25 protein-coding genes are annotated in these 25,594 nt (G+C 67.9%); 7 read left to right on the top strand and 18 right to left on the bottom strand.

The window, feature by feature from the left end:
• Positions 1–83: 83 nt before the first annotated feature.
• From ABD210_RS18885 to ABD210_RS18865, 5 genes are all read right to left on the bottom strand, one after another.
• Positions 84–1,169, bottom strand: coding sequence for a hypothetical protein (locus ABD210_RS18885; protein WP_344112999.1), 1,086 nt, complete (start codon positions 1,167–1,169; stop codon positions 84–86).
• A gap of 121 nt (positions 1,170–1,290) precedes the next feature.
• Entirely contained in the window at positions 1,291–2,073 is a 783-nt protein-coding gene (locus tag ABD210_RS18880; RefSeq protein ID WP_344112998.1) for an enoyl-CoA hydratase/isomerase family protein, read from the bottom strand.
• Complete coding sequence (locus tag ABD210_RS18875; RefSeq protein WP_344112997.1) at positions 2,073–3,068, bottom strand: zinc-binding dehydrogenase; 996 nt, start codon at positions 3,066–3,068, stop codon at positions 2,073–2,075. The genes ABD210_RS18880 and ABD210_RS18875 overlap by 1 nt, the downstream gene beginning before the upstream one ends.
• Positions 3,069–3,073: 5 nt before the next feature.
• Positions 3,074–3,988, bottom strand: coding sequence for an LLM class flavin-dependent oxidoreductase (locus ABD210_RS18870; RefSeq protein ID WP_344112995.1), 915 nt, complete (start codon positions 3,986–3,988; stop codon positions 3,074–3,076).
• Entirely contained in the window at positions 3,985–5,139 is a 1,155-nt protein-coding gene (locus tag ABD210_RS18865; protein ID WP_344112993.1) for an acyl-CoA dehydrogenase family protein, read from the bottom strand. Before ABD210_RS18865 ends, ABD210_RS18870 begins: the two co-directional genes overlap by 4 nt.
• Before the next feature lie 169 nt (positions 5,140–5,308).
• Between ABD210_RS18865 and ABD210_RS18860 the strand changes: the two genes are divergently transcribed.
• From ABD210_RS18860 to ABD210_RS18850, 3 genes are read left to right on the top strand one after another with little or no spacing between them, the layout of a single operon-like run.
• Positions 5,309–6,472 carry a 2-hydroxyacyl-CoA dehydratase subunit D gene (locus tag ABD210_RS18860; RefSeq protein ID WP_344112990.1) on the top strand — a complete coding sequence of 388 codons (1,164 nt, stop codon included), beginning with the start codon at positions 5,309–5,311 and terminating at the stop codon, positions 6,470–6,472.
• 47 nt (positions 6,473–6,519) lie between these two features.
• Entirely contained in the window at positions 6,520–7,869 is a 1,350-nt protein-coding gene (locus ABD210_RS18855) for a 2-hydroxyacyl-CoA dehydratase subunit D (protein WP_344112988.1), read from the top strand.
• Positions 7,866–8,801 (top strand): acyl-CoA dehydratase activase, encoded by a 936-nt coding sequence (locus ABD210_RS18850; RefSeq protein ID WP_344112987.1) that lies wholly within the window; start codon positions 7,866–7,868, stop codon positions 8,799–8,801. The genes ABD210_RS18855 and ABD210_RS18850 overlap by 4 nt, the downstream gene beginning before the upstream one ends.
• Before the next feature lies 1 nt (position 8,802).
• On the opposite strand, the gene ABD210_RS18845 is transcribed toward ABD210_RS18850, so the two are convergent.
• Complete coding sequence (locus ABD210_RS18845) at positions 8,803–10,452, bottom strand: AMP-binding protein (protein ID WP_344112986.1); 1,650 nt, start codon at positions 10,450–10,452, stop codon at positions 8,803–8,805.
• A 185-nt stretch (positions 10,453–10,637) separates the two neighbouring features.
• Here ABD210_RS18845 and ABD210_RS18840 point away from each other — a divergent pair, with 185 nt between their 5' ends.
• Together ABD210_RS18840 and ABD210_RS18835 are read left to right on the top strand one after the other, a co-directional pair.
• The gene (locus tag ABD210_RS18840) at positions 10,638–11,429 is read left to right on the top strand and encodes an SDR family NAD(P)-dependent oxidoreductase (protein ID WP_344112985.1); all 792 of its coding nucleotides are present in this window, start codon (positions 10,638–10,640) and stop codon (positions 11,427–11,429) included.
• Positions 11,426–12,301 (top strand): PaaX family transcriptional regulator, encoded by an 876-nt coding sequence (locus tag ABD210_RS18835; protein WP_344112984.1) that lies wholly within the window; start codon positions 11,426–11,428, stop codon positions 12,299–12,301. The genes ABD210_RS18840 and ABD210_RS18835 overlap by 4 nt, the downstream gene beginning before the upstream one ends.
• On the opposite strand, the gene ABD210_RS18830 is transcribed toward ABD210_RS18835, so the two are convergent.
• On the bottom strand, positions 12,276–13,088 hold the full coding sequence (locus ABD210_RS18830; RefSeq protein WP_344112983.1) for an alpha/beta hydrolase: 813 nt from the start codon (positions 13,086–13,088) through the stop codon (positions 12,276–12,278). The genes ABD210_RS18835 and ABD210_RS18830 overlap by 26 nt on opposite strands.
• A gap of 157 nt (positions 13,089–13,245) precedes the next feature.
• Here ABD210_RS18830 and ABD210_RS18825 point away from each other — a divergent pair, with 157 nt between their 5' ends.
• Entirely contained in the window at positions 13,246–14,040 is a 795-nt protein-coding gene (locus ABD210_RS18825) for an enoyl-CoA hydratase-related protein (RefSeq protein ID WP_344112982.1), read from the top strand.
• A 3-nt stretch (positions 14,041–14,043) separates the two neighbouring features.
• Complete coding sequence (locus tag ABD210_RS18820; RefSeq protein ID WP_344112981.1) at positions 14,044–14,937, top strand: SDR family oxidoreductase; 894 nt, start codon at positions 14,044–14,046, stop codon at positions 14,935–14,937.
• Positions 14,938–14,943: 6 nt separating this feature from the next.
• Here the strand turns inward: ABD210_RS18820 and ABD210_RS18815 are convergent, their stop codons facing one another.
• From ABD210_RS18815 to ABD210_RS18765, 11 genes are read right to left on the bottom strand one after another with little or no spacing between them, the layout of a single operon-like run.
• A complete protein-coding gene (locus tag ABD210_RS18815; protein WP_344112980.1) occupies positions 14,944–15,957 on the bottom strand; it encodes an Rv3169 family protein in 1,014 nt (337 codons plus the stop codon).
• Positions 15,957–16,994 carry a phosphotransferase family protein gene (locus ABD210_RS18810; protein ID WP_344112979.1) on the bottom strand — a complete coding sequence of 346 codons (1,038 nt, stop codon included), beginning with the start codon at positions 16,992–16,994 and terminating at the stop codon, positions 15,957–15,959. The genes ABD210_RS18815 and ABD210_RS18810 overlap by 1 nt, the downstream gene beginning before the upstream one ends.
• Before the next feature lie 3 nt (positions 16,995–16,997).
• Positions 16,998–17,804 (bottom strand): enoyl-CoA hydratase/isomerase family protein, encoded by an 807-nt coding sequence (locus ABD210_RS18805; protein ID WP_344112978.1) that lies wholly within the window; start codon positions 17,802–17,804, stop codon positions 16,998–17,000.
• A 2-nt stretch (positions 17,805–17,806) separates the two neighbouring features.
• Positions 17,807–18,619, bottom strand: coding sequence for an enoyl-CoA hydratase/isomerase family protein (locus ABD210_RS18800; protein ID WP_344112977.1), 813 nt, complete (start codon positions 18,617–18,619; stop codon positions 17,807–17,809).
• A 31-nt stretch (positions 18,620–18,650) separates the two neighbouring features.
• The gene (locus tag ABD210_RS18795; protein WP_344112976.1) at positions 18,651–19,379 is read right to left on the bottom strand and encodes an enoyl-CoA hydratase/isomerase family protein; all 729 of its coding nucleotides are present in this window, start codon (positions 19,377–19,379) and stop codon (positions 18,651–18,653) included.
• A 59-nt stretch (positions 19,380–19,438) separates the two neighbouring features.
• Positions 19,439–20,197, bottom strand: a complete 759-nt coding sequence (locus ABD210_RS18790; RefSeq protein ID WP_344112975.1) for an SDR family NAD(P)-dependent oxidoreductase — start codon at positions 20,195–20,197, stop codon at positions 19,439–19,441.
• Positions 20,194–21,174 carry a hydroxymethylglutaryl-CoA lyase gene (locus ABD210_RS18785; protein WP_344112974.1) on the bottom strand — a complete coding sequence of 327 codons (981 nt, stop codon included), beginning with the start codon at positions 21,172–21,174 and terminating at the stop codon, positions 20,194–20,196. Before ABD210_RS18785 ends, ABD210_RS18790 begins: the two co-directional genes overlap by 4 nt.
• A complete protein-coding gene (locus ABD210_RS18780) occupies positions 21,171–22,406 on the bottom strand; it encodes an acetyl-CoA hydrolase/transferase family protein (RefSeq protein ID WP_344112973.1) in 1,236 nt (411 codons plus the stop codon). Before ABD210_RS18780 ends, ABD210_RS18785 begins: the two co-directional genes overlap by 4 nt.
• Positions 22,403–23,593 (bottom strand): thiolase family protein, encoded by a 1,191-nt coding sequence (locus ABD210_RS18775; protein ID WP_344112971.1) that lies wholly within the window; start codon positions 23,591–23,593, stop codon positions 22,403–22,405. The genes ABD210_RS18780 and ABD210_RS18775 overlap by 4 nt, the downstream gene beginning before the upstream one ends.
• Positions 23,593–24,342 (bottom strand): SDR family NAD(P)-dependent oxidoreductase, encoded by a 750-nt coding sequence (locus ABD210_RS18770; protein ID WP_344112970.1) that lies wholly within the window; start codon positions 24,340–24,342, stop codon positions 23,593–23,595. The genes ABD210_RS18775 and ABD210_RS18770 overlap by 1 nt, the downstream gene beginning before the upstream one ends.
• Positions 24,342–25,508 carry an acyl-CoA dehydrogenase family protein gene (locus tag ABD210_RS18765; protein WP_344112969.1) on the bottom strand — a complete coding sequence of 389 codons (1,167 nt, stop codon included), beginning with the start codon at positions 25,506–25,508 and terminating at the stop codon, positions 24,342–24,344. Before ABD210_RS18765 ends, ABD210_RS18770 begins: the two co-directional genes overlap by 1 nt.
• Positions 25,509–25,594: the final 86 nt, after the last annotated feature.

Genomic DNA, 25,594 nt, shown 5'->3' with positions numbered 1-25,594 from the left:
CGGCCGCCCCTCCTCGACACTACGACCGGACGTCGGCTGCCGCCACGGAGCGACGGCACCAATCTGAGGATGGAGGTTCGTCCTCAGGTGGTCGATTCGGTCCTCGCCGTCTCGACGCGATAGTCGTGGATGGGGCGGTAGCGGTCGTAGAGGGTCGTCAGGATGCTGAACAGGAAGACGAAGAACAGCGTGTCGATCAACCGAAGGCGGCCCTGTCCCCGCGAGAGCAGAAGGTCCGCGATCGCGACCAGTACGACGTTGGTTGCGAAGACGACTGCGAACGACACTCCCGCCGACTCCCAGGAGTTACCGCGCTTCGCCGCCCACAGTCCGAGCGCGGCGTTGATGATCGCGTAGAAGGCGACGCTGAGGAAGATCTGCAGGCTGGTCGCCTCGACCCCAGGCAGGACCCGTCCGTAGATCACGCTGATCAGCCCGATCAGGAAGATCTTCTCCAGGGCCGCCTCGTCGAAGACCTTCCCGTGCGCAGCGTGGTACGCGGCCCGCTCAGTCGCCTCGTCGATCGCGACCGGCAACGGGTCGGCCGCGAGCCGCAACGACCAGTCACCCTGCGGCAACCGAGGGCGTACGACGAACAGCGCGACCGAGATGAGCACGAGGATGCCGGCGGCGAGCGCGGGACCGAACCAGGGCACGTCTCTGATCGTGTCGGTCACGTCGAGCTGCGCGATGTGCACCCAGTACTCCTGCGGCAACTTGATGAAGACCCAGATCGCGCCGGCGACGATCAGCCAGAACCTGAACCCCCACCGCAACGGGTTCCAGCGCGAGCGAATCGCTTCGTAGGCGATGAAGAAGTATTCGAACGTGTTCGGGAACACCAGCAGCAGCCACCGCAGGCCACTCAGCTCGAAAGCCACCACACCGATCTGCCGGTAGAAGAACAGGAAGCGGTTGATCCGGAACGCCGACACATTCGTCCAGTTGCGCAAGCTGGCTGTATAAGCCACGGACAGGTAGAACACGTCCATCGCCTTGTCATAGCTCTGGTAGAACGGCGGATTGAACCCGAACGCCTGGAAGATCGTCTGGTCGGCCGCGTCCAACACCAGGCAGCCGATGATCGCGGGCAGTGGATACTTCGGGATGAACAGGGGCAGCACGAAGCGCGCCAGCACCACGCTCCAGAACACGACGTCGACGCCCATCGGCCCATCCCCCTGGGACAGTCACTCGTGGAACGATCGTAGGCGCGATACGTGCCCCTCCGCTCCCACACGGTGCTCTGCGGCTACCAGCAGCTGAAAACCGTCTATCTCGATTCATAGCTCAGCGCAGCTTCCAGACCGGCGCGCGCTTGTCCTGGAACGCGGCGACACCCTCCTTGAGGTCAGCCGTGGTGAAGGCGAGAGCGAGCTGGGAGCGGAGAGCTCCGAGGGCGGCCGGCAGGCTCATGTCCCGGGTGGCGTTGATCGCGTCCTTGCCCATCCGCATCAGCAGCGGAGACTTGCCGGCCACCTTGTGTGCCCAGGCCCGGACGACCTGGTCGAAGTCCGCGGCAGGCACGACGGCGTTCACGATGTTGAGCCGTTGCGCCTCCGCGGCGTCGATCAGGTCCCCGATCATCATCAGCTCGTTGGCCTTCATCCGGTCGATGTTGCGGTAGATCAGCGCCGAGATCATGAACGGAAACACCCCGACGTTGATCTCGGGACACCCGAACCGGACCCCCTCCTTGGCGATGACCAGGTCACACGCCAGTGCCAGCCCGAACGCCCCCGCGAGCACGTCGCCACCGGCCGCGCAGATCACCGGCTTCCCGAGCCCCCCGATGGTTTGGTAGAGCCTCGGGAACCGGTCCAGCCCGGCGTACTTGGTGAGGGTGGGGCTGTCGTCGGCGAACGCCTTGAGGTCCCCGCCGGCCGAAAAGATCCGCTCGTGCGACGAGCCGATCACCACAACCCGTACTGCGTCGTCGGCGCCCGCCCGCTCGAGGGCCGCCAGCAAGTCGTCGAGCAGGTCGTCGCTCAGCGCGTTCCGCGTCTCCGGAGCATCCAGGGTCAGAAAGGCAGCCCCCTGGTCGTCGAGCTCATATCGCACGTGACTCGACATCAGCCGTAGGTCCTTTCCGGGGTCAGCTCGAGGACAACCTTGCCGAAGCCGGCACCGCTCTCGAGATAGTTGTGCGCCGCAGCCGCCTCGTCCAATGGAAACGTCCGGTCGATGACGGGCGGTGGAACGTCATGTTCGTCAATCAGCCGCAGCAGCCCGGCGAAGTCGCGCAGGCTGCCCATGGTGGTGCCGAGCAGGTCGTACTGACCGAAGTAGAACGGCCGCACGTCAACGGTTGCCTGCTCGTCGCGAGAGGCGCCGAGTACGACGAGCCGCCCGCCGGGGCGCAGCGTCTGGATGGAGTCACGCCAGCTACCGACCGAGTCCAGAACCACGTCGAAGCCGCGACCACCAGGGGTGAGGTCCTTGGCCGCCAGCGGCCAGCCGGGTTCGTCGTACCGGACGCCGCCGGAGGCTCCCAGCTCGCGGGCGCGGTCGATCTTCCCGGTCGATGACGAAGTGACCATCACGGTGCATCCGACTGCGGCGCCCAGCGAGATCGCCATGGTGGCGACACCACCACCCGCACCCAACACCAGCAGGGATTCGCCGGGGCGCAGTTTTGCCCTTGAGAACAAGGCCCGGTACGTCGTGAGGCCGACCAACGGGAGGGATGCCGCCTCGGCCCAGGACAATCCCGGCGGCTTGGGTACGACGCACTCGCGGGGAACCCGCACGAGTTCGGCGTATGTTCCCGGCCTCCGGTCGCCGAGGATCTCCCAGCGCGGACCGGGGGCGGATTCGTCATCGCCCCACCAGAGGGAGGGGACCACCAAGACCTCGTCACCCGTGTCGGTCGTACCGGCGCCGTCGGCGCCCGGCACATGGGGCAAGGACGATCCGTACCGGCCCTGCCTGACCAGCACATCGTGCCAGTTGAGCGCCGCGGCCTTCAGCCGGACGATCTCCCAGCCCTTTGCCACCACGGGATCCGGGTAGTCGCCCGGGATGAGCACCTCGGGTCCGCCGAACTCGGTTTGCACGACTGCCCGCACGACGATCAGCCCGTCGTCACAGAGCTTGCCAAGAGCAACCGTCTGACCTCGGCCACCGCCTCGATCCCGTCGTGCGGCGATTCGGCGACAGGCACGATGCTGAGGTGACGCGCCCCGGCGTCGAGATACGGCGCGAGCCGCTCTGCCACCTGCTCCGCAGTCCCAGCGGCCGTGACGTGCTGGAACTTCGCGGCCGGCAGGTTGTAGAGCGACTCCAGCCGTCGGCCGAGCAGCTCGCCGGCCCGGTCGTTGTTCGGTCCGAATCCACACCACATGCTCAGGCCGAACCACGTGGGTCGTCGGTCGGTCGCGGCGAGGATCTGCTGCACGGTGTCCCGGTAGCGCCGTGCCGAGCAGAAGAGCCCCAGCCACCCGTCGCCGTACTTCGCCGTACGGCGGATGGCGGCGTCGCCGGAACCCCCGATGACCAACGGGATCCGAGGCTCTGGCGCCGGTCGGATCCGCGCGCCGGTCAGGGTGAAGAACTCCCCCTCGTGGTCGACGGCGTCCCCGGTGGCCAGGCGGTGCAGCAGGCCGAGCGTTTCGTCGAGCCGCCGACCCCGAGTCCTGGGATCGACCCCCGCGTTGGAGATCTCGCTGCGGTCCTCCCCGCCGACGCCTACCCCGAGGACCAGCCGGCCGGGCGCGAGCTGGGAGATCGTCGACAGCTGTCGCGCGGTTGCCACCGGGTGGCGCAGGCCGGCGAGGTAGATCCCGACGAGGACCTCGAGGTTGTCGTCGGTCGACAGCACGGAGGTCGCCGACACCAGCCCATCGAAGCCGGCGCCGTCGTGGAAACTGAGGTGGTCGCCGACCGTGACGTGGTCCAGGCCTGCGTCTGCGACATGAGCAAGGATGCTCCGTCTGGCAGCCGGATCCGCGGTCAGCAGGCTGTCCTGCACGGAGATGCCGAGCTTCATTGAGCTGCTGCCCGTCCCATCATCGCGGTGGCAATGATCCGCTTCTGAATACCGGCCGTGCCGTCCGCGATCAGGTAACTCGCCACGTCGCGATAGCGCTGCTGAAGTGGCAATTCGGTGGAGTACCCGAGATTGCCGAACGTCACGATGGCCGCCTCGATCGCATCCTTGGCCACGATCGGCGGCCACCACTTCGACATCGCGGCGTACTGCGTATGCCGGCCGCCGGTGTCCCTGGTCCACAGCGACCGGTAGCACAGCCAGCGCGCGGCCTCCAGGTACGTCGCGTGCTCGGCGAGCGGGAACGATACGCCCTGGAACGCTGCCAACGGGCGCCCGAAGGCTTCCCGCTTGGTGGCCCAGTCGGCTGCCTCGTCGATGCTGGCCTGGGCGGCACCCAGGCACAGCAAGCCAAGGGCTGGGCGGCTGAAGTCGAAGTGGGACATCGCACCCGCGAAGCCGCGTCCGAGTTCCCCGACGAGACTGTCCTCGGGAATGAAGACGTCCTCGAACGACAGGCCGCCCCAGCACAGCGGAAGCGCACCCATCCCCGGCGTGTGGGTCCGGTGAACGCCGTCACTGTCGAGATCGACCGCGAAGCAACTGATCCCGTCGTGCCCCTTGGAGCCGGGCTCGCGGGCGTAGACTAGGCCGACCGCCGCCGAGGTCGCGTGGGTGATCGCGATCTTCTCGCCGGCCAGCAGCCACCCGTCGGAAACCTTCCTCGCCTCAGTTCGCAGCGCGGCGACATCCGACCCACCCGACGGCTCGGTCACGGCGATGGCCGCAACCACCTCGCCGGCGATCAGCCGCGGCAGCCACGCGTCGACCACGGCCTTCCGCCCACCCCAGGCAAGCTGCGAAGCGACCAGCCCGACCTGTACCGGCGCCGCCGCCACGTTGACGTCGCCGTACGCCAGGGCCTCGGTAGCGAGCCCGAGCGTGATCGGGTCAGGTTCACCGGTTCCGCCGTACTCCTCGGGGAGCCCGATGCCGAGCACTCCGAGTGCCGCGAGTTGCCTGTGTGCCTCGAACGAGAATTCCGCTCGGGCGGCGCGCTGCCGGTAGTGCGGCACGAGCTCGGCCTCGGCGAACTTCCGCAACTGCCGGCGGAACTCCTCCTGCTCGGCGCTGAAGGCGAACGAGAGCATCCCGACTCCTTGTCTGGCCGTTGTCATAAATGGACTGACCAAACATACCTTTAGATGGCATGACCGCACCACCCTCTTCACGGAGGCAGGACATTGTTCTACAGTCTAGGTGACTCGATCTCAGGATCAGTAGATCATCAGACCAGAGCCCACAGCCAGAGGAGTGCTCATGCCGGACGCGACCGCTGCGCTCGCGCGGCTCAGCGAAGTAGCGCGGGACCCACGCCGGTACGTCGACCAGTGGCGGGTGGATCACCCTGGCCAGAAGGTTGTCGGGGTCTTGCCGATGAACTTCCCGCGCGAGATCGCCCACGCCGCGGGAACCCTGCCCGTCGTGGTCCAGGACGACCAGATACCCGTCACCGAAGGGCGATCGCTGCTGGCCGAGTTCTACTGCGGCTACACCCGCAACCTCGCCGATCAGGCCGCCACCGGTCGCTTCGATTCCTACGACGCGATCTTCATGGCCGATCACTGCATCCAGCTGATCGGGGCCGCGGACGTGGTGCGCGCCTTGCTCCCCGACACCCCGGTGTTCTTCGGGATGCTGAACAGCTCGATGAACGACTCGTGGGCGCCCCGCCGGGTTGCCGAGATGATGGCCGAGTTCCGCACCGAGTTCGCGTCCTTCACCGGACACCAGGTCGGTGAAGCGGACCTACGCACCAGCATCGAGGCGCACAACCGGGACCGGCGGCTTCTCAGGAGCTTGTTCGACGAGCGCAGTACGGGGAGCACGGCGTTCACCCCTGGACAGCTCCAGGATCTCGTCACCTCCAGCATGGTGATGGATCCCGTCGAGCACCACGCGCTGCTGCGGGATGCCGCCTCCGCGGCGCCGGCCGCTCCCCGCGACGACCGGGTCCGGGTCCACCTGTCCGGTCACCTGTGCCACGCCCCGAAGCGCGAGCTCCTCGAGGCGATCGAGGACAGCGGAGCGATCGTGGTGGACGACGACCTCTTCCACGGCCGCCGGTACGTCTCGACCGACGTCGACGAGACCGGCGATCCGCTCGATGCCCTGGCTCGCTGGTACTCCCAGCGCAACGTCACCATCCCGTGCCCCACCCGCGTCCAGCAGGACGCCGACTGGGACGTCTACCTGGTCGACGCCGTACGACGGAGCGGGGCCGAGGCGGTCATCCATCTGCTGCCCAAGTTCTGCGAGCCGCACATGCTCTATTACCCGGAGCTCCGCAAGGGCTTGGAGGCCGCGGGCATCCCGCAGTTGCAGCTCGAGACCGAGCACGAGGGCATGCCGCTGGAGTCCTTCCGCACCCGGATCGAGGCACTCGTCGAGCGCACGCTGCGCAAGCGACCAGTACCGGCCTGACGGCCTGACCCCGACACCCCAGCACTCGGCAGAGAGTTGACCAGATCATGCAGACCATCGAGGACCGATCGAACAGGCTGTCCGTCACCCGGGCCGGTGGACAGCTGATCACCAACTACTGGGACGACCTGTTCACGGCACGGGAGCAGGGCAAGCAGATCGTCTGGTACAACGGCGGCGCCCTGAACCCGATCTTCCAGGCAGCCGGTCTGGCCTGGTGCCACGGCGAGGCGTTCGCCGCCAGGCTGGCCGCCCAGCAGCTCGAGGGACCGGCCCAGCTGGCCGGCGCGGAGTACGGCTACAACGCCGAGCTCTGCTCCTACTCGCGGACCCATCTCGGCTGCTCGGTGCTCACCCTCCAAGGGACGGATGGCTCGCAGAACGGCGTCGTCGGGCTGAACGACCAGAAGGAACTGGCGGCGAGACTTCCCGCGCCGGACTTCTTCGTCAACAACTACGCCGGCTGCAGCACGGGCCAGCAGTGGGACGGGATCTCGTACCGGGTCTTCGGCAAGCAGCTGCCGATCTTCAACATCTCCCACCCGTTCCTGTGGGGGAACAAACCCGACTCCGGCTACCTGACCGGCGCGGAGTGGGAGGACGCCTCGCGTTTCGTCGCCGAACAGCTGCGCGAGCTGATCTCGTTCATCGAGGCCCAGACGGGCCGTCCGTTCGACTACGACGCCCTCAGCGAGAGCATGACCTACATCAAGCGAGCCGCCGAGCTGCGGCGCGAAGGTCTCGACCTCTGCAAGGCCAAGCCCGCCCCGGCGACCTTCTGGGACTGGATCGCCTGCGTCGCACCGATCAACTTCCTCCCCGGCGACCAGGCCCTGGTCGACTATTTCGGCAGCGTCCGCGACGAGATCAAGGGCCGGCTCGACGCCGGCATCTCAGGCGTCAAGGACGAGAAGTACCGGCTGTACTTCGACGGCATCATGAACTGGAACAAGCTCGGGTTCCTGTCCCGGAAGTTCGCCGAGCACGGCGCCGCGGTGCTCTGCGGCCGCTACATCCACAACGCGTTCTGGCAGGAGCCGCACCTGATCGACACCGAGGACCCGCTGCTCGGGATGGCCCAGCACTACCTGCTCTGCCCGACGAACCACGGCACCAAGACGCTCGACTACCTCACCCTGCGCGACTGCGAGGAGTACGACGTCGACGGCATCGTCTTCCACTCGACCAGGACCTGCCGCGCGTTCACCGGACCGCAGCGGCTGCTGGCGCGCTCCGCCCAGCAGAAGCTCGGCATTCCGTCGATCTTCTTCGAAGGAGACGTGGCCGACGCCTCCTTCTACAAGGACGAGATCCTCGAGAGCCGGCTGGTAGCGATGCTCGAGACGATCGACGTACAGCGCGAGCGGGGTGGGCGCCTAGCCGGAGCGCGCACATGACTGCGAGGTATATGGGCGTCGACCTGGGATCGACGACAGCCAAGGCGGTCGTCATCGACGACCTGGGCGCGATCCTCGCTGCCAGTACCGTGCAGATGGGCGCCGTCAGCCGTCAGGGAATGCAGCGCGCCGTCGAGCGAGCCCTCGACGAGGCAGGCCTGTACGCCGATGATGTCGCCGGCACGATCGCCACCGGCTACGGGCGACGCCTGGTGCCCGGGGTGCAGCGCACCTTCACCGAGATCACCTGCCACGGACGCGGCACGGCCGCCATGTGCCCCGGAGTACGCCTCGTCATCGACATCGGGGGCCAGGACAGCAAGGCCATCGCCGTCGACGAGGACGGTCTCGTCGAGGACTTCGCGATGAACGATCGGTGTGCGAGCGGCACCGGGAGGTTCTACGAGGTGCTCGCGCGCGCGATCGAGTGCGACCTCGACGATCTCGGTCCATTGGCTTTGCAGGGCAGCCGCGACCTCGAGGTCAGCAGCATGTGCGCGACCTTCGCGGAGACGGAGATCGTCTCGTTGCTCGCCCAGGGACTTCCGATCGAGGACATCGCCTCCTCGGTCCACCGCGCGATCGCGGGACGCACCCTTGCGCTCGTGGCCCAGGTAGGACGCCGTACGCCGGTGGTCCTCACGGGTGGGGTCGCGCGGAACCCCGCGGCCGTTCACTACCTTGCCGAGGCACTCGACCACGAGATCGTCGTGCCCGAACGTCCACAGATCACCGGCGCGTACGGCGCGGCCTTGCTGGCAATGGAATCCGCGGCCCGGGACGCGAGCGCACAACCAGCGCCGCACGACGTGGCCGCCGCCGACCAGCTGTTTCCGCAGGCGACCCCGCCGGACCACTCATGCGTGGACTGCGACGGCACGCCTTCGTCGACCGTCGACCTCGGCCAGGCGATCGCCGTACGCCGGGGCTGAGCTACCCCTCGCTGGCAGCAGTCGCCGGCCTGACTTCGTCGAACACGAGATCACCTTTGACCACAAGGTCGCGCAGGACGAACTTCTGGATCTTGCCGGTCGAGGTCATCGGGAGCTCCTCGACGAAGGTCCAGTAGTGCGGAGTCTTGTGCGCGGCCATCTGATCGCGGAGGAAGCCCGTGAGCTCGGCGACGCTCGGCCGGTCGAACCCGGCCCGGAGCCGCACCACCGCTCCCACCTCCTCACCCCACTTCTCGTCCGGTACGCCGATGACGGCGGCGGTCTCGATGGCGGGATGTTCCTGCAGGGCTGCCTCGATCTCGGCCGGGTACAGGTTCAGCCCGCCGCGGATGATCATGTCCTTCACCCGGCCGGTGACACGGACGAAGCCGCGCTCGTCGATCGAGCCGACATCGCCCATGTGCAGCCAGCCGTCCTCGTCGATCGTGGCCGCCGTGTCGGCGGGCATCTCGTAGTACCCGAGCATGTTCTGGTAACCGCGGCAGCAGATCTCGCCCTGCGCGCCGACCGGAACTGGCTCGCCCGTGACGGGGTCGGCGATCTTGACCTCCAGCCGGGGCAGCGGAATGCCGACGGTGTCCGCCTGGTCCTCCGGGCTGTCGGTGACCCGCGTCTGGCTGATCACGCCGTGCGTCTCCGTCTGACCGAACAGGATGCTGAACTGGCAACCCAGCAGCTTGGTGGTCTTGCGGACGAGGGCGGCGGGAACAGATGCCGCGCCGCTCAGGATCGTCTGCAGGCTGGACAGGTCGCGCTTGGCGAGGTCGGGATGGTTCAGCAAGGCGATCAGCATGGTGGGCACCACGAGGGTGTGGGTGCCCCGATAAGTCTCGAAGGCCTCCAGCATCAGTCCGGGGTCGAAGCCGGGCAGGATGACGAAGGTGCCTCGCTTCGCCCAGGCGCCGAACGACGTCACCGCGCCGCCGCCGATGTGGTACATCGGCATGGCGTTGATGTACACGCCGCCATCGGACATCCCGGCCCGTTCGGCGACGAAGTTCGCTTCGTTGACCAGGCCCATGTGATGGAGCATGGCGCCCTTGGGGAAGCCCGTCGTACCGGACGTGTACTGGACCTGGATCATGTCGTAGGGATCGACCGTCGGCAGCTCCTGGCGCGCGTCGCCACTCGCGAGGAACTCATCCCACTGGTCGAAGGACAAGACCTCCTGCAGTTGCGGCAGCCGCGGGCGGAGGCTCGCGGCAAGCTCCGGCATATCGCACCCGCGATAAGAGTCGACACAGAACAGCCCGACGGCGCCCGCCTGCCGCAGTACGAACTCCAGCTCCCGGGCTCGGTAGGCCGGATTGAGGGCAACCATGACCATGCCGGCCATGCTGATGCCCTGCTGGAGGATGATCCACTCGGCGCTGTTCGGAGCCCAGACGGCGATCCGGTCACCCGGCAAGAACCTGGCCAGGAGCGCGCGGGCAGCCCGCTCGGAATCGGCCACGAACTCGGCGTAGGTCCACTGCCGTCGTGCGGCCGGATCCTCGACGCAGCCCACCAGTGCCGTCCGGTCCGGGACCGTGGCGGCCGCGTGCCGAAGGATCTCGCACACAGTGATGTCGCGGACCTCACCGGCTTCCGCGGGCCAGTGGGACGTCTCCAGCAATGTCGTCTTGACCATGACCGGCTCTCCTCAGCACGACAGCGAACGGGGCTCGGTCTCGAACCCGGCCACTCGACCATAGCCGTTTGGTCAGACCATGTAAACGAATGGTCAGGCCTTTTCTACGGTTGCTCCATGCTCGACACACCGAGTGACTGAATGTCCGTAGATGTAGACTCAGCAAAGAGCAAACAGGAGGCACGATGCCCACTTCACCCGTCGTCCGCACCTACGCCGACTCCGCTGTCGTCATCGCCGGAGGCACGTCAGGTGTGGGCCTCGCGAGCGCCCTCGCCTTTGTGGACGCGGGCGTTCGGCGTCTGGCCCTGTTGGCCCGAGACAAGGAACGCGGCGAGGCAGCCCGCCAAGCTGTCGCCCAGCGGTGCCCCGACGCCCAGGTGGTGTTCCTGGCCACCGATGCCGGCGACCCGGACCGGGTCCACGAGGCCATCACCGAGGCACACCAGGCCCTGGGCGCGCTCGACGTCCTGGTCAGCTCGGTCACGTCGGCGTACCAGCCGGACCTCCTGCACCGCACGCCGCCCGCCGACATCGCCGGCATCCTGCTCGGCCAGGCCCTTCCGCCGATGCTGCTGACCCGCGAGGTGCTGCCCGTGATGCGGGAGCAGGGCGGCGGGAGCATCGTGAACATCGCCTCGGACGCCGCGAAGGTCGCGACGCCAGGCGAGAGCGTGCTCGGCGCCGCGATGGCCGCGATCGTGATGTTCTCCCGGGTGACCGCGATCGAGGCCAAGCGGGACGGGATCCGGGTCAACGTCGTCACGCCGTCCCTGATCGCGGGCACCCCGACCGCCGAGAACGTTCTGCGCGACGGTTTCAGCAAGCGCCTCTTCGAGAAGGCCGCCGAACTGGCCCACCTGGGCGTGGCCGAGCCGGACGACCTGGCCTCGCTGATCGTGTTCCTGGGCGGCCCGGGAGCAGCCCGGCTGACCGGCCAGGCGATCAGCGTGAACGGCGGCATCTCGGCCGCATGATGTCGACCCGACGAAGCGCCCCGCCCGTCTCGCTGCTGATCAAGCCCGAGAACGGCTCACTGACACCTGGCAGCGCCCGCTCCCTGCTGGTCACCATCCTGGGCGAGCTGGTGTGGCCGACCCGGCGGCCAGTCTGGACCTCCGCCCTCGTGTACATCCTCAAGGGGCTGGGCATCGAGGAGCAGACCGCACGACAGGCAATCGCTCGCGCAGCTGCTTCGGACTGGATCATCCCGACGCGACGCGGACGCGAGGTCTGCTGGTCGCTGAGTCCCAAGCTCCTGCACATCTTCGACTCCGGCTCTCCGCGCGTCTACTCACTCAGCGACCCCTTCAGCAGCTGGGACGGGAGCTGGCTGTCCGTCCTGACGAACATCCCGCACTCTCACCGCAACTCCCGTCGCCCCCTGTACGCCGGCCTCACCTGGGCCGGGTTCGGCAACCCGGCGCCCGGACTCTGGCTCAGCCCGCACGTGGAACGCGCGGATGAGGTCGCGGCTTTGATCGGCGAACTGGGCCTCGAGCAGCACATGATCGGCTTCGTCGGCACCGTGAAGAGCCTTGGAATCTCCGAGTCCGACATCGTTGCGAAGGGATGGGACCTGCAAGCACTGAGCGAGCACTACGAGCAGCTCCTGGCGGCCATGGCGGACCTGAGGCCGGGCGGAGGCGACGAGACTCTCTTCGCCCACGTGCGAATGGTCAGCGAATGGCAGGAACTCCCCCGCACCGATCCTCAGCTGCCCGAGGCGCTCCTACCCGACTGGATCGGCCGTCGGGCGGCCCGCCGGATCGAGGTACTCCGCGCGCAGTGGACACCAACCGTCCGGGCCCGTTTCGACGAGATCAACGCGGGCGTACCGACGACCTGAGGAAGGTCAGTATGTCGCCGATGACCTCGTCCTTGTTGGTCTCGTTGAGGATCTCGTGCATGGCGCCGTCGTACTTCTTCTGTTCGAACGCGGTGCCGGCCAGGTGCTCGAAGGCCTTGGCTGTCACGTCGTACGGCGCGAGCGGGTCGTTCTCGCCGTGCAACCACAAGGTGGGCAGATCGCCGAGCGACGGACCGGCGGCGATCACGTCGACCGACGCGAAGATCGCCGTCAGCGTCTGCCGGGTCAGCGGGCCGTGGTAGACGAGAGGATCGGCCAGATACGCCTCGCCGGTGGCGGGATCGCGCGACAGCATCGCTGGGTCGATGGGCACGATCGGCATCGGGTCCATGGCGAGCAGGGCCTCGAACGCCGGGTTGCCACCCACCACGGGACCGGTCAGGACCAGAGCGGCGAGTTCACCGGGATACAACTGCGCGAAGCGGGTCGAGATGATGCCACCCAGCGAATGGCCGATCAGTGCGAGTGGCAGGCCGGGATGGTCGGCGCGCACGCGATTCGCGACCACGTGCAGATCGTGGACCATCAGGTCGACATCCTTGATCTCCATCCGCTCCCCCGCGGACTCGCCGTGCCCAAGGTGGTCGCCCGCGTAGACCACGGCTCCGTCCTCGACCAATCGCTGCGCCACGTGGTCATAGCGACCGCCGTGCTCGGCGATGCCATGGGCAAGCAACACGGCGTACGCCGGTGCCGCGCCACTCCAGGTGCGGACGTTGAGCGCTCCAGTCGTCCCCTCGAGGGTGAAGTTCGTCTCGGTGGTCATGAGGCCGATCATGGTCCACTGAGAGGAATATGACAATGGTTGGACCAAAGCCGTTCGATCGGTCCCCGGAGATTGATAACCGCCTGCCACGTTGCTAATGTGCAAATGGTCAGGCCGTTTCGGGCCGACCCGCCCTCAGAGGAAGGACACCAGGCCGATGGAGGACTTCACCGACGTCAGCTACGAGGTCGACAACGGTCTGGCATGGATCACCATCAATCGGCCAGAGCGCTACAACTCCTTCCGCGCCAGGACCGTCGACGAGCTGGTGCTGAGCTTCAAGCGGGCGTGGGGCAGCGACGAGGTCGGCGCCATCGCCCTCACCGGCGCCGGCGACAAGGCCTTCTGCACCGGTGGCGACCAGAAGCAGCGGAAGGAGACCGGCGACTACGGACCGTCCCAGAGCGGCCTCTTCGAGATCGACTCGCTGCACCGGGTCATCCGCGACGTCCCCAAACCGACCATCGCGGCGGTCAACGGCTTCGCGATCGGCGGCGGCCATGTGCTGCACCTGCTCTGCGACCTGACCATCGCGGTCGACACCGCGAAGTTCGGCCAGAACGGCCCGCGGGTGGGCTCGTTCGACGCCGGCTTCGGCACCGGCCTGATGGCCCGGGCGATCGGCGAGAAGCGCGCCCGCGAGATCTGGTTCCTCTGCCGTCAGTACTCCGCCGAGCAGGCGCTCGACTGGGGCCTGGTCAACAAGGTCGTTCCCGCGGACCAGCTCCACAAGGAGGTCCGGTCCTGGGCGGACGAGATTCTCAAGCTCTCGCCGACCGCGCTCAAGGTGATCAAGCAGTCCTTCAACGCCGACACCGAGCACTTCGCGGGGATCGGCCAGCTGGCCTACTCCAGCCTGAAGATGTTCGGCGAGACCGACGAGGCCAACGAGGGCATCACCGCCTTCAACGAGAAGCGGGCTCCGGACTTCTCTCCCTACCGCGGGAACTGACTCATGACTTCGCCCTACGCCGCCGATCTCCTGCAGGGCAAGCGAATCCTGATCACCGGCGGGGGGACCGGCCTCGGTCGGGGCGTCGCCCGCCACCTCGTAGAACACGGGGCGGAGGTCCATTTGTGGGGACGGCGCGAGCATGTCCTCAAAGAGGCGGCCGAGGAAGCATCCGCCTCTCGTCCGGGCAGCGTCCACGTGCGCACCGTCGACGTACGCGACTTCGAGCAGGTCGACGACGGCATGGAGGCGATCTGGAAGGAGCAGGGGCCGCTCACGGGTGTCGTCAACAACGCCGCGGCGAACTTCATCGCCCAGACCAAGGGCCTCACTCCCCGGGCGTTCGAGGCAATCTCGGGCACTGTGATGAACGGTTCGTTCCACACCACCCTGGCCGCGGGCAAGCGCTGGATCGCGGACGGACTGCCCGGAAGCGTCGTCTCCACGTTGACCACCTGGGTGTGGACCGGCTCGGCCTTCGTCGTCCCGTCCGCTATGGCCAAGGCCGCCGTGCACGCGATGACGATGTCACTGGCCGTCGAGTGGGCGCAGTACGGGATCCGGCTCAATGCCCTGGCGCCAGGGCCGATCCCGACGGACTACGCGTGGGAGATGCTCAACCCCACCGACAAGAGTTCCGTCGGCGCGACGCAGGTCGAGCAGATCCCAGCAGGGCGGGCCGGCACCATCACGGAACTGGCCAACCTGACCATGTTCCTGCTGTCGGATGCTTGCGACTACCTGACCGGTCAGACGATCGCCATGGACGGCGGCCAGATGCTCGCAGGGCCGGGCACATTCGCCGGCCTGACCTCGCTCTCCGACGCGGACTGGGCCGAGATCAAGGAGCGCAGCCGATCCGCCAGCGCCGCGAGCAAGGCGCAACGCTCGGTCTGACGACCGTCAGGCCAGCGTTGGCCGGTAGGTGTACGACGGGCTGCGGGTCAGGGCGAACTCGAAGATGCCGATGCCGGGCGTGCCGTTCCAGCTGAAGGCGGCGAGTTTGTCGGTGAGGGAGGAGTCCAGGGTTCGCGGGGACACCGAGCCGTCCAGCCGATAGACGTCGTACTCCAGATGGTCGCGTTCGACGGCACGACCGTGGTGGCCGCCGTACCCGCCGCCCGCCATTAACGCACCACCCGCTGACGCGTCACAACTGATGAGGTAAACCGGGCCTGCCTTGGTGGTCACCTCGACAGTTCCCGACCGCAGGTCCAGGGAGTCGTCGAAGGACAAGTCGTGCCGGACGTCGACGATGGTGTCGAGCTCGCCGTCGGTGTGCATGACGGCGCCTTCGAGCAGGAGGCGGCCGCCTTCGCGGTTCTCGACCAGCAGGAAGCCGATCGAGCGGTCCGCGAACTGCGCCTGGTACCAGATGTGCAGCCCCTGGCCGCCGCTCATCGTGCGAACTCCCCGCGAGCGATCGCGCTGTCCGTACCAACCCGCCACCACTTGCGGGACACCGTCGATGCTGAGCGTGCCGTCGTACAAACCAGACTGGAAGAGGTGCTCGAAGGACGATGAGGTGCCGTCCTGGTTGGTCACCGCCACCTCGCCGAACCAGGCCGGAGTACGGGCTCGCCAGGTGACGTCGAACTCGAGGCCGGTGGGATTGGGGCCGAGCGCGAGGTGCCAGGTCTTCATCGGCTCGAGCACGGACCAGCGCAAGGGTCCGGCACTGCGGCCGTCCGTTGCGCTGAGCAACGACCCGAACCGGATGTTGCGCTGTTCGGTCTCGGTGCAGAGGATCGCGAACCCGTCCACCGTGTCCTTCGGCGGGTAGATCCCGAGCCCGACCAGCACCGACGGAACCACCGCGTCGGTGCGGTGCAGGTTGAAGACGAACCGGTCGAAGAATCGCTCCGGCAGGCCGGGGGTTTCAGCCGGCACCAGCTCATCACGGAACTGGTTCTCCATCAGGTCTCCTCAGTGGATTCGAGTCCGACCGCGCGGTGCGCCGCTTCGAGGAAGGACCGCACCAGCGCCGGATCGGCGTAGTACGGGTCTCCCACCCCGCGAGCGGCCCGCCGGCGGCCGTACTCGTAGAGCACGGCCAGCTTCCACAGAGCCAGCCCGGCGTACCAGTCGAGGTTGGCCAGGTCGCGTCCGGTGCGGGCGGCGTACCGGTTGGCGAGCTCCGCACGGGTCGGCCAGCCCTCCTCGAGCATCGCGGTGCCGAGTTGTTCGGTGGGTGTCATCGGGGCGCCCCTCTCCGGCACCGAGGAAAGGAAGTAGCCGAGGTCGAACAGCGGATCGCCGATCGTCGCGAGCTCCCAGTCGAGTACTGCGGCGATCCAGCCCGGCGCGTCCGGCGCGACTACGACATTGCCCAGGCGGTAGTCGTTGTGCACGATCGAGTCCCCGGACTCCGGCGGTACATGCATCGCGAGCCAGTCGTCGATCGCCGCGAACTGTGGCGGCGGGTTGCCGTCCGCATCAGCGACCAAGCGGCCCATCCGCCGAAGGTGGCGCTCGTTGAATCCCTCTGGCCGGCCGAGATCGGACAGCCCGGCGGCGCGCCAGTCGACCGCGTGCAGGTCGGCCAGGGTGTCGACGAGCGCCTCGCCGACTTGTCGCCGTACGGCCGGAGTGTCCAGCGGCGGCGGTGTCGTCGTGGTGACCACAGGCCCTTCGGCAAACGTCATCACGTAGAACGGCACGTCGATGACCTCGTCGGCCCCGGCCGTCGCGAGCAGCCTGGCAACCGGTACGGCGGTGTCGGCCAGGCTGTCGATCAGGCGCGCCTCACGGAGCATGTCGTGTGCGCCGGGCGGCGTCGGCGGAGGTGGCGGACGGCGTACCACTAGTTGCCGTGTCCCGTCATCGACGAGGAAGGTCAGGTTGGAGTGGCCGTCACCGATCCGCTTGGTAGTCAAAGGGCCGTCGGTGAGGCCCCGATCTTGGAGGAATCGCTCCAGCGCGGCCAGGTTGTCAGGCGTCCAGTCCCAGGTCACGTCTCACCGGCCACTGAAGTGGGGCTCGCGCTTGTCCTTGAAGGCGGCGAGGGCCTCCGGCATGTCTTCGGTCCGGGTCAGCAGAGCCTGTCCACGGTTCTCCAGTTCCAGCGCCGCGGCGTACGAAGTGATCTCCTGGTTGCGCTGGATCGCCCGCTTGGACATCCGCACCCCGCCGGGCGAGTTCGTGGCGATCAGCCGCGCCATCGCGACCGCCTCATCGAAGAGTTCCCCGGTCGGAATCACCCGGTTGGCCAGGCCGATCGCGACCGCCTCCTCGGCGCCGACGATCCGGCCGGTGTAACCGATCTCGGCCGCCCGGCCCGGACCCACCAGCCGGGTCAGGTTGTACGACGTACCGAGCTCGCCCATCGACAGGCCGACCTTGACGAACGCCGCGCTGAACTTCACCGTCGGGGAGACCAGCCGGATGTCGGCGGACAGGGCGAGGGCCATCCCACCGCCCGTGGCCGGGCCGTGAATGGCCGCGATCACCGGGAACGGCAGGTGCCGGATCGCCTGGATCCCACCCGTCGCGGTCTCCTGGAACCTGAGGAACTCGCGCACTCCCATCCGGGTGATCACGTCGAGCTCGTCGAGGTCGAACCCGGCGCAGAAGGCCCGTTCCCCTGTAGCTGTAAGGATCAAGGTTCGCAAGGCGCTGTCCCGCAGCGCGAACGCGGCCTCCCCGTACTCGTGGAACATCCGCACGGTCTGGGAGTTCATCCGCTCCGGACGGTTGATCCGCAGTACGCCGATGTCGCCGGCGAGCAGCTCGAACGTCAGCGTCTCCAGCTCCGGGAAGTCCATCGTCACCGTCCCGTGAAGACTGGCGGGCGACCGTCCTTGAACGCGGCGAGCGCTTCTGGCATGTCCGACCCACGGGTCAGCAGAGCCTGTCCGCGGTTCTCCAGCTCCAGCGCGGCGGCGTACGACGAGATCTCGAGATTGGCCTGCAAGGCGCGCTTCGACAGCTGCACGCCACCGGGCGAGTTCGCCACGATCGAGTCGGCGAGCACGAAAGCATCGTCGAGCAACCGGTCAGGTTCGCTGACAGAGTTGACCAGGCCGAGCCGCTGCGCCTCGTCGGCGGCGACGGCCCGGCCGGTGAAACAGATCTCGCTGGTCGCGGCGGGACCGATCAGGCGGGTCAACAGCCAGGAAGAGCCGAGGTCCCCCGCCGACAGACCGATCCGGACGAAGGCGGCGCTGAACTTCGCGGCAGTCGAGGCGAGCCGGATGTCGGCGGCCAGAGCCAGCGACATGCCGCCGCCCGCGGCAGGACCATTGACCACCGCGATGACCGGTACCCGCATCGACCGTACGGCGAGCAGCGCCCGGGCACCGCGTTCCTGCAGCGCGAGCATGCGCATCGCCCCGAGATCCACCAGCCTGTCCGCGTCTGCGAGGTCGTAGCCGGAGCAGAACGCCTTGCCCTGGCCGGTGAGGATCACCACCCGGCAGTCGTCCTCGCCGTCGAGAGCCAGCGCCACCTGCTCGAGCTCTCCGAACATGGTGTCGGTCATCGCGTTGTACCGGTCGGGACGGTTCAGCGTGACGACCACGACACCGGGGGTCCGTTCCTCGAGCAACAACGTCTTGTACGCCGCGTCCAGGCTCTTCATCTCCTGCCTCCTCGGCACTGCGGTCCCGGGCTCACCTGAAGTCCGGCGGGCGTTTGTCAAGGAAGGCGCGGATCCCTTCGGCAGCCTCGCCGTCGGAGAACAGGGCTTGTTCCTGGCGCGCCTCGAAGGCGAGCCCGTCGGCGAGCGGCAGGTCGAAGGCCGCGTCGACGCTGCGAACGGCGGCGAGTTGCGCAGGAAGGGACGAGGTGACGAGCTCTGCCGCGAGCGCGAGCGCCTCTTTGACGACATCGCCATCCGTCTGGCGATCGACAAGGCCGATGCGCAGTGCCTCTTCGGCGCCGACCTGACGCGCGGTCAGGATGATGTCGAGCGCCCGGCCGCGACCGACCAACAGCGGCAGCCTTTGAGTGCCGCCGGCACCGGGGATGAGACCAAGCCTCACCTCTGGCAGACCGTACTTCGCGCCGCGTCCGCCGACACGCAGAGTGCAGGCCATCGCGAGTTCCAGGCCGCCGCCGAGGGCAAGGCCGTCCACCGCCGCGATCGAGATCCACGGTGCCGCGGCGATCCTGTCGTTGACAGCGCGCATCTGGTCGCCGTACGCCAGGAAGGATGCCGCGTCGACGGACGACAGGTGCTTGATGTCGGCACCCGCCGCGAAGAATCCGTCGAGCGCCGACGCCACGATCACGACCTTCACATCGCCGGCCTGCTCGGCGGCATCGACGGCCGCGTGCAGCCCGTCGAGGATCGGCGGTCCGAGCGCGTTGGCGGGCGGGCGCTCGAGCAGGACGACCATGACGCCCGGCGCCTCGGTCCGCCAGCTGACAACCTCAGAGCTCATGAGTTCCCGCCTCCTCAGGCCATCGTCAGTCCGCCGCTGACCGACAGCGTCTGCCCGGTCACGAACCCGGCCGCGTCGGAAGCGAAGAAGGCGACCGCCGGTCCGATGTCCGCCGGCGTCCCCAGACGTTTCATCGGCACCGCCCGGGTCATGCCGGCGATCACCTTCTCCGCCTCGTCTCCAGACCCTTCGGCGAACTTGCGCAGCGCCGGGGTGTCGGTGGGACCCGGGCACACCGTGTTGGCGGTGATGCCCTTGGTGGCGACCTCCCGGGCGAGCGTCTTCGTGAAAGCGATGATGCCGCCCTTGGACCCGGAGTACACGGCTTCGAGTGACGAGCCGACCCGGCCGGCGTCCGAACCGATGTTGACGATCCGGCCGAATCCTCGCTCGATCATCCCCGGTACCACGGCCTGCACGACCCGCAGCGCGCCCTTGAAGTTGATGTCGAGGATCTTGTCCCAGAACTCCTCGGTGGTGGCGACGAACGGCATGAAGTCGTCCCAGCCGGCGTTGTTCACGACCACCTCGATCGGACCCAGCTCGGCCTCGACCGCGGTGACAGCGGCAGCCACGGACGCGGTGTCGGTCACGTCGATCGGGACGGCGATCGCGACGCCGCCCGCGGCGGTGATCTCCTTCGCGGTCTGCTCGGCGGTCGCGAGGTTCAGGTCGGCGACGGCCACCCGGAAGCCCTGCTCGCCAAGGGTGTTCGCGATTCCCTTGCCGATTCCCTGGGCACCTCCGGTGACGATGGCGACGCGGTTGCTCATCTGGTCAATCTCCCTCGGGGTTGGTCAGGGGTGGTCCACAGCACGGGACCCGCGACGATCGAATGGCTGGTGAGCTTGCGGCCGAGGACGGCCTGAGCTTCGCGCGCGGCAGCGATCACCTGCTCCAGGTCGAGCCCGGTCCCGACGCCCATCTCCTGGAACATGCTCACCAAGTCCTCGGTGGCGATGTTCCCGGTCGACCCGGCCGGCACCGGGCAGCCACCCAGCTCGCCGAAGCTCGACTCGAAGCTGGTGCACCCGGCCTCGAGCGCGGCGTACGCGTTCGCCAGGCCCTGACCCCGGGTGTTGTGGAAGTGCGCGGTGATCTCGACACCTGGCAGCCGTTGGATCGCGGCGGCGAAGAAGCGCGCGGCGTACGCCGGGTTGGCCATGCCGGTGGTGTCGCCGAAGCCGATCTCGGTGGCCCCGGCCGCGGCGAAGTCCTCGGCCAGGCCGAGGACCCGATCCAGCGGGACCTTGCCCTCGTACGGACAGCCGAAGGAGGTCGCGATCACCGCGCAGAACGTCAGGTCCTCGGCCAGGATGCGCTTGCCCATCACCTTGACGTCGGCCATCGTCTCCTCGACCGTCCGGTTGATGTTGCGCTGGTTGTGCGTCTGGGAGGCGCTGACGAACACGGCAGCTTCGTCGAACAGCTCGCGGACGGCGAGTGCGTTGTCCAGGCCACGGCTGTTGGGGATCAGCACCATCCGGGCCACCTCGTCCGGCAGGTCGATGCCGCGCAGCACCTCGACGCCGTCGGACAGTTGCGGGATCACGTCGGGCCGCACGAAGCTGGCCACCTCGATGCGCTGGAAGCCGGCCCGGCCGAGCGAGTTGATCAGCCTGATCTTGTCCGGCGTCGGAATCGTCTCGGGCTCGTTCTGGAAGCCGTCCCGCGGACCGACCTCCCGGATCCGCACCCGCCGGAGCTCACTCTCGGTCCTGTTGTCCTGGCTGATGGGGTTCAGGCTCATGGTGTCTCCTGGTCCGCGAGGCTCTTTTCGAGCCTGTCTCGATGATGCGGCGCCGCGACCCCGATCAGGCGGAGAGCACGCTCGGTGACCGTGCAGCCCGTCAGCATCGCCACCCCGTGCTCGGTCACCACCGCGTCGACGTCGACGCGCGCCGTGGTCACGACGCCACCGTGCAGCGCGGTCACGATCGTCGACTGTCCGGCCGACTCCGACCGGAGGGCGATGATCGAGCGGGCGCCGGTGAGCGATGCCGCACGACTGAAGTCGACCTGCCCGCCGACAGCTCCGATATGTACTCCGCGGCGCAGTTCGGCGCCGACCTGACCCAGCAGGTCCACCTCGATCGCGGAGTTGATCGAGACGAGCGATCGCAGCTGGGAGAGTACGGCGGGTGCGTGGGTGTAGCTCGCGGGCCGGAACTCGACCGGGAACTCGTGCAGGCCGTCGTACATGGCGGCCGTGCCCAGCGCCGCACCTGTCACGACGACTCCCTGGTCGATCTCCTTGCGGGCACCGGTGATGACGCCCTTCTCCACCAGGGCCATCACCCCGTCGGTGATCATGCCGCTGTGGAAGCCGAGGTCGACATGACCGGCCAGCGACTCCAGTACCGCGTTGGGCAGGGAACCGACGCCGATTTGGACCGTGTCCCCGTCCTCGACCAGGCCGGCCACATTGTCCGCGATCGCCCGCTCGACGTCGTCGGAACCACGCACCTGCGCCTCGCGCAGCGGACGATCCGTCTCGATGGTTGCGGCGAAGGCGCTCAGCGGGAGCCAGGCGCTGCCGATCGTGCGCGGCATCCGGTGGTTGATCTCGGCCAGCAGGGTCCGGGTGTGCAGCAGCGCGTCGGCTGCGTACTCGACCCCGATCCCCAACGAAACGAGGCCGTCCTGGTCGGGTGGCGAGACTTGGACCAGGCCGACATCCCGAGGCAACCGCCCCTGCTCGAACATCCGCGGGATCGCCGAGTAGTGGCACGGGACGACCTCGAGCAGGCCGTGCCGACTCAGCCTGCGCAACTCACCGAGGCCGCCGTACGACAGCACGGTGAGCGAGTCCGGCAGGTCGCCGGAGAGTCGCTCGTTCCAGGTCAGACCGCAGAAGGCGCGGACTGCCCCGATACCGTCGACCTGGTCGAGCAAGGCATTGACCAGAGGCTCCGGCTCGGCGCTGCCCTGTCCCCACCAGACCCCGTCGCCGGCGCGGATGTGTGCGCTGAGGTTGATCATGAGACCCGCTGGACGAGGGTCGCGGTGCCGAGTCCGCCGCCGCAGCACATGGTGACCAGCCCGATCTCGGCATCCCGGCGTTCCATCTCGGCAAGCAGCGTGCCGAACAGGCGCGAACCGGTGGCACCGACCGGATGTCCGAGGGCGATCGCGCCCCCGTTGACGTTGACCCTGTCCATGTCCGGCTTGAGCTCGCGCTCCCACGCCAGCACCACCGAGCTGAACGCCTCGTTGATCTCGACCAGGCCGATGTCGTCCATCGTCATCCCGTTGCGCTCGAGCAGCCGTCGGGTGGCCGGGATCGGGCCGGTCAGCATGATGATCGGGTCGACCCCGACGGTGGTCTGGTCGAGGATCCGCGCCCGTGGCCGCAGACCGTGCCGCTCGGCGGCCTCTCGCGATGCCAGCAGTACTCCGGCCGCACCGTCGCTGATCGGCGAGGAGCTCCCCGCGGTGATCCGGCCCTCTGGGCGGAAGACGGGCTTGAGCCCGGCCAGGGTCTTCATCGTCGTGTCCGGGCGAATGGCCTGGTCGCTGGTCCGGAGTTCCCCGTCGAGCTCGAGCGGGATCATCTCCCGCTCGAAGCGACCGGCCTCCACCGCCGCGCTCGCCAGCCGGTGGGAGCGCTCGGCGAACTCGTCCATCATGGCGCGCGAGATCTCCCACCGATCCGCGATCAACTCGGCGCTCTCGCCTTGCGGAACGAAGTCGTACAACGCCCGGAGCTCGGCCGGCCACGGGTCGCCGTACAGCTCGGTGATCGCCGCAGGCGAATTCATCGGCACGTGCCCCATGTGCTCGACACCGCCGGCCACCACCACGTCATGGGTGCCGGAGGCAACCAATGCCGCGGCCATCTCCACCGCGGTCTGGGCGGAGCCGCAACGCCGGTCCAGGACGGTCGCAGGGACCTCGGGTGGGTAGCCGGCCTGCAGCCAGGCGTTTCGGGCGATGTTGCGGGACTGCTCCCCGAACGGCGCGGTGCAACCGATCACGAGGTCCTCGACCTGTTCTGGTGCCAGTCCCGTGCTCGCCAGCAGCGCGGTGTAGACCGCACCGAGCATCTCGTTGGGATGGACGTCGCGGAACCAGCCCCGATCGGGGTGGGACTTGCCCATCGGGGTCCGCAGGGCCTCGATGATCAGGGCCTCGCGTCCGGCCCGGGCCATCGGGCTGGTGGATGCCATCAGATGACCGTCCCTCCGTCGACGGGCAGAACCTGCCCGGTGATGTACGACGCGGCGTCGGAGGCGAAGAACACGAACGTCGCCGCGATCTCTTCGGGTTCGGCCCAGCGGCCCAGGGGGATCCGGGCCAGCGTCAGCTCCGCCAGCTTCTCGTTGCCGCGGATGTTCTCGGTCATGGCGGTCGCCGCCAGCGGCGCTATCGCGTTGACCGTGATCTGCCGGCGGGCCAGTTCCTTCGCCAGGGACTTGGTGATCCCGACGATCGCCGCCTTCGCCGCGCTGTAGTTGACCTGGCCGATGGTGCCGACCAAGCCCGCCGCCGAGGTCACATTGATGATCCGGCCGGTTCCGTCGTCGGGCAGGAACGGCAACGCCGCCTGGCTCACCGTGAAGGTGCCACCGACATGGATCCCGAGCACCAGGTCGAAGTTCTCCGCCGTCATCTTCGCGAACATCGCGGGTGCGATGGCCCCGGCGTTGTTGACCAGGATGTGCAGCGTGCCGCCGGCCAACTCGGCCGCCTGCCTCGCCGCCTCCGCCGCCTGCTCGGCGTCACGGACATCCAGTACTGCGGACTCAGCGTGGCCGCCGCCTTTCACGATGGCGTCCGCCACCGCCGCCGCGGAATCCTTGTCGACATCGGTCACGAGAACGGCGGCACCTGCGGTCGCCAGGGCCTTGGCCACCGCTGCTCCGATGCCATTGCCCGCTCCGGTCACGAGCGCCGAGCGCCCGGCGAGGTCGAACATCAGTAGCTCCTCGGCAGTCCGAGGACGTGCGAGCCGAGATAGTTCAGCACCATCTCCTGGCTCAGCGGAGCGATCTTCAGCAGCCGCGCTTCCCGGAAGTACCTGGCGACGTGGTACTCCTCGGAGTACCCCATCCCGCCGTGGGTCTGAAGCGCCCGGTCGGCCGCCTCGAAGCCAGCCTCCGCACAGAGGTATTTCGCGGTGTTGGCTTCACGAGCGCACGGCTTGCCGTTGTCGTAGAGCCAAGTTGCCTTGCGCAACACCAACTCGGCGGCGTCCAGTCGGGCGAGCGAATCGGCCAGCGGGAACTGCAGGCCCTGGTTCGTCCCGATCGGGCGGCCGAAGACCTCGCGCTCGTTGCCGTACCGCACGGCCCGTTTGAGAGCCACCCGGCCGAGCCCCAACGCCTCGGCGGCCACCAGCATCCGCTCGGGGTTGAGGCCGTCCAGGATGTACTTGAAGCCCTGGCCCTCCTCGCCGACGCGGTGCGCCTCGGGGATCCGGAGCGAGTCGATGAACAGCTCGTTGGACGAGACGGCGTTGCGGCCCATCTTCTTGATCGGCCTGATGTCCACCTGGGCCCGGTCGAGATCGGTGAGGAACAACGTGAGGCCGTCGGTCTTTCGGTCCACGTCCTCGAACTTGGTGGTCCGGGTGAGCAGCAGGATCTTCTCGGACTCCATCGCCTTGGAGATCCACACCTTGCGTCCGTTGACGATGTAGTCCGAGCCGTCGCGTTTGGCGAACGTGGTGATCTTCGTGGTGTCCAGGCCCGCGCCCGGCTCGGTGACGCCGAAGCAGACGTGCAGGTCGCCGTTGACGATCCGCGGCAGGTTCTCCCGCTTCAGCTCGTCCGAGCCGTGCACGATCACCGGGTGCATGCCGAAGATCGAGAGGTGGATCGAGCTTGCGGCGTTCATGCCGCCACCCGACGCGGACACCTCCTCGAGCAGGAGCGCGGCCTCGGTGATGCCGAACCCGTGCCCGCCGTACTCCTCCGGTGTCGTCATCCCGAGCCAGCCGCCGTCCGCGAACGCCCGGTAGAACTCCATCGGGAACTCGTGGGCCGCGTCCTTGTCCATCCAGTACTGGTCGTCGAACTTGGCGGCCAGCTCCGCAACAGCTTTGCGGATGGTCGTCTGATCCTCGGAGAGTTCGAAGTCCACGATGTCCCCTTCGATCGCCAGTTCTCTCGACGTCTGGAGTGATTGGCATGACTCTAACAAATGGACTGACCAAATCCTAGATCGGC

It is taken from the genome of Kribbella alba (genome assembly GCF_039529635.1).
Taxonomy (GTDB): Bacteria; Actinomycetota; Actinomycetes; order Propionibacteriales; family Kribbellaceae; genus Kribbella; species Kribbella alba.
Note: the sequence above shows the minus strand (reverse complement) of the source record. Positions and strands in the feature narration are given on the sequence as shown.